Annotated in this window: 4 protein-coding genes; 1 reads left to right on the top strand and 3 read right to left on the bottom strand. The window is 69.8% G+C overall.

Annotation, left to right across the window (positions count from 1 at the left end; genetic code table 11):
• Both VIR09_RS28800 and VIR09_RS28795 read right to left on the bottom strand, forming a co-directional pair.
• The coding region (locus VIR09_RS28800) for an HPP family protein (protein ID WP_414639475.1) at positions 1-938 on the bottom strand (938 nt) is incomplete at its 3' end.
• A gap of 92 nt (positions 939-1,030) precedes the next feature.
• Complete coding sequence (locus tag VIR09_RS28795; protein ID WP_332015975.1) at positions 1,031-1,483, bottom strand: MarR family winged helix-turn-helix transcriptional regulator; 453 nt, start codon at positions 1,481-1,483, stop codon at positions 1,031-1,033.
• A gap of 80 nt (positions 1,484-1,563) precedes the next feature.
• Here VIR09_RS28795 and VIR09_RS28790 point away from each other — a divergent pair, with 80 nt between their 5' ends.
• Positions 1,564-3,351, top strand: coding sequence for a chloride channel protein (locus VIR09_RS28790; protein WP_332015974.1), 1,788 nt, complete (start codon positions 1,564-1,566; stop codon positions 3,349-3,351).
• On the opposite strand, the gene VIR09_RS28785 is transcribed toward VIR09_RS28790, so the two are convergent.
• The coding region (locus tag VIR09_RS28785) for a LysR family transcriptional regulator substrate-binding protein (RefSeq protein WP_332015973.1) at positions 3,337-3,797 on the bottom strand (461 nt) is incomplete at its 5' end. The two genes, VIR09_RS28790 and VIR09_RS28785, sit on opposite strands and share 15 nt — an antisense overlap.

Below are 3,797 nucleotides of genomic sequence, written 5' to 3'. Positions count from 1 at the left end.
GCCACCAGCAGGTCGGGCGCGGCATCCGCGTCGGCCGCGATCGCCGCCAGCCGGCTTTTGCGCGCCAGCACGTCGCCCTGGCTGACCATGCCGGCGTAGCGGCCGGCCGAATCCAGCACCGGCAGTGCCTGCAGGCGGTGCTTGTCGAACAGGCGCACGGCGTAATCCAGCGGATCCTGGGCCTGCACGGTCACCACGTCGCGCGACATGATGTCGGCGCAATGTACGTCGCCGAAGCGGCGCACGCTGGCGCGCATTTCCGCGGCCAGCACGATTTCTTCCAGGTCTTCCTTGCTGATGTCCAGCAGCTCGCCGCGCTGGGTGAGCGCGTCGTCCAGATCGGCCAGGCTGAAGCCCAGGCGGGCGCTGGGCGCGAGGTCGCGCGTGTTGTGGCCGGCAGCCGGGTCGGCGTGGCGGCGCGGATAGTTGCGCTTGAGCGCGCCGTTGAAGACCACGGCGATGCACAGCAGGATGGCGGAGTTCAGCGCCACCGGCCAGAGCGCGAAGCCGTAGCCCAGGCTGGCGACGGTGGGGCCGCCCAGCACGGCGGTCAGCGCCACCGCGCCGCTGGGCGGATGCAGGCAGCGCAGCGAGAACATGGCGCCGATGGCCAGGGCCACCGCTGCGGCGGCGGCCACGCCGGGCACGGGGATGAATTGGGCGCAGAAGACGCCGATCAGGGCCGATACCAGGTTGCCGGCCATAATGGACCAGGGCTGGGCAAGCGGGCTGGCGGGGGCGGCGAACAGCAGCACGGCCGAGGCGCCCATGGGCGCGATGAACCAGGGGCTGGCGTCGCCCAGCGCGTGGCGACCCACCCATTCCGTGCAGAACAAGCCGAGCAGCGCGCCCAGCACGCCGTAAAGTTTCTCGCGTCCGTTGACGCCCACCGGCGCTGGCGCGAACGAGCCCAGCCAGCGCTTGATTGCAACACCCAAAACGATCTCCTCGCGCATCAATATGTCGCGGGGCGACAATTTATCACGCGGGGACTGGCGGCGCTGCATAAGCTTATGCAGCCGGGCGTGGTTCAGGCTTTGCCGGATTCGTCCCCGATACGCGCCAGCAGGCGTGTCAGCAGCGGCCGCATGGCGCGCAATTCTTCCAGGTGCGAGGCCGACAGATCCTCCAGCATGCGCTCCCCCTTTGTGGTCAGCACCACTTCGACGCGGCGCCCGTCCTCGGGGTCGGCTTCGCGGCTGACCAGATCCAGGCGCGCCAGCCGGCCCACCAGTTCGGCGGCGGTGTGGGGACGGATCAGCAGGCGTTCGGCGATCTCTCCCACGTACAGGCCGCGGCGGCCGGGGGCGCTCTTGCGGGTGCCCTTGATGGCGAGCAGGGCCTGGTGCTGCTGTGGCATCAGGTCCAGGCCGGCGGCGGCGTTTTCGCTGAAGGCGGCAAAGCGGTGCAGCGCATAACGGAAGTCGGCCAGCAGTTCGTAGTCCGTGGCGGTCAACTGGGTAGGGGGCAGGGGCGGTTTCACCTGGCTGATTCTAATATATGTCGTGATACGATATATATGACATTTCGCAAATCCCTGCGGAATTCTTCCTGCCTTCGAACATGCCTCCCACTTCTTCCTCTGCCCGGGCCGCGCTGCGCCTGGGCGACTTCACCACGGACAAGCGCGTGGTCCTGCTCATGGGCCTGGCCATCCCGGTCGGGCTGGCCAGCGTGGCCGCGGCCTGGGCCTTGCTGCGCCTGATCGCGCTGTGCACCAATCTGGCCTACCACCACCAGTTCTCGTTTGCGGACATGCCGATTACGACGGGGCAGCTGGGGCTGGCCTCGGTCGCCATTCCGGTCGTGGGCTGCCTCATCATCGGCCTGATGGCGCGCTATGGCTCGGAGAAGATCCGCGGCCACGGCATTCCGGAAGCCATGGAAGCCATCTTGATCGGCAAAAGCCGCATCCAGCCCAAGGTGGCCGTGTTGAAGCCGGTGTCTTCCGCCATATCCATCGGCACGGGCGGCCCGTTCGGCGCCGAGGGGCCCATCATCATGACGGGCGGCGCCATCGGTTCCCTGCTGGCGCAGACCATCCACCTGGACGACGGCGAGCGCAAGACCCTGCTGGTGGCTGGCGCCGCCGCGGGCATGACGGCCATTTTCGCCACGCCGCTGGCGGCAGTGCTGCTGGCGGTGGAGCTGCTGCTGTTCGAATGGAAGCCGCGCAGTTTTCTGCCGGTGGCGATGGCGGCGCTGGTGGCGGCGGCCACGCGCGCCTTCGTGCTGGATGGCGGGCCGATCTTCGCGTACGCCGGCGCGCTGGCGTTCACGCCCGCGCACCTGCTGGCCTGCGCCGTCGTCGGCGTGCTGGCGGGCCTGGGGTCGGGCGTGCTGACGTCCATGGTCTACACCGCCGAGGACCTGTTCGAAAAACTGCCTCTGCACTGGATGTGGTGGCCGGCCTTCGGCGGCCTGGTCATCGGCATCGGCGGGCTGATCGAACCGGCGGCGCTGGGCGTGGGCTACGACAACATCCGCCATCTGCTGGCGGGCGACCTGGCGTTCCAGGCCGTCCTGCTGCTGCTGGTGGTCAAGGTCATCATCTGGTCCGTCGCGCTGGGCTCGGGGACTTCGGGCGGGGTGCTGGCGCCGCTGCTGATATTCGGCGGCGCGCTGGGCGCGCTGGCGACGCCGCTCCTGCCGCAGGCCGATCCGGGCTTCTGGGCGCTGCTGGGCATGGCCGCGATGATGGGCGGCACCATGCGCGCGCCGCTGACCGCGACCTTGTTCGCGGTGGAGCTGACCGGCGACATGGGCGCGCTCCTGCCGGTGCTGTCGGCCTGCGTGTTCGCGTACGGGGTCACCGTGCTGCTGCTGAAACGATCCATCCTGACCGAGAAAATCGCGCGCCGCGGCCACCATATCAGCCGCGAGTACCGCGTCGATCCCTTCGACCTGCTGCGGGTCAGCCAGGTCATGACCACCCCGGTCGAGACCCTGCCGGCCGAGTGGACGGTGGCGCAGGCCATCGCGCATTTCACGACGGCGCAGCCGGTGCATACCAGCTACCCGGTGTTGGACGCGCAAGGCGTGGTGGTGGGCGAAGTCACGCGCGCCGACACGCTGGCCTGGGCGATCGACGACGAGCAGACCGGACGCACGCTGGGGCAAGCGCTGCAAGGCCGCGACCTGGTGTACGGCCATCCCGAGGAACTGGCCAGCCAGATTGCCGACCGCATGGCGCTGACGGGCGCTGGGCGAGTGCCCATCCTGGACCGGGCCAATGGCCGGCTGGTCGGCATCGTGGGGCGCAAGGACCTGTTCCGCTCGCGCGCGCGGCGGCTGCGCGAAGAGAGCCAGCGCAACGCGTACTTCCGCCGCACGCCTTCAGCGGGACGCTGAGGCCCGCAGTTCCCACAAGACGTCCAGCACATGCCGGGTGGCTTGCTCTACTTGCCCGGCGCGATGGGCGATGCCCAACGGACGCCATAGCGCGGGCCGCAGCGGGCGCATCTCGATGCGCGGATCCGGCTGCGGCGCGGTGGCTTCGTGCGGCAGCAGGGTGGCGCCGTAGCCCGCGGCGACCAGGCTCTTGATCGCGTCGTTGTAGTTCAGCTGGATGCGGGCGCGCGGGTTCAGGCCCGCGGCGGCGAACCATTCCCCCGTCAGGCGCGACAGCCGCGTGCTGGCGTCGTTCAGGATCAACGGCCGCTCGGCCAGCCAGGCCGGCGTCAGGCGCGCGGGCGCCTGCCAGTTTGCGGGCAGGAAGGCCATGACCGGGTCGCGCCGCCACGGGCGCAGCACCAGGCCCTCCAGCGGCGGCTGGGGCAGGGCCACCAGCCCCACGT

The sequence above is a fragment of the Achromobacter sp. genome (assembly GCF_036567245.1).
Classification (GTDB): Bacteria; Pseudomonadota; Gammaproteobacteria; order Burkholderiales; family Burkholderiaceae_B; genus Achromobacter.
Note: the sequence above shows the minus strand (reverse complement) of the source record. Positions and strands in the feature narration are given on the sequence as shown.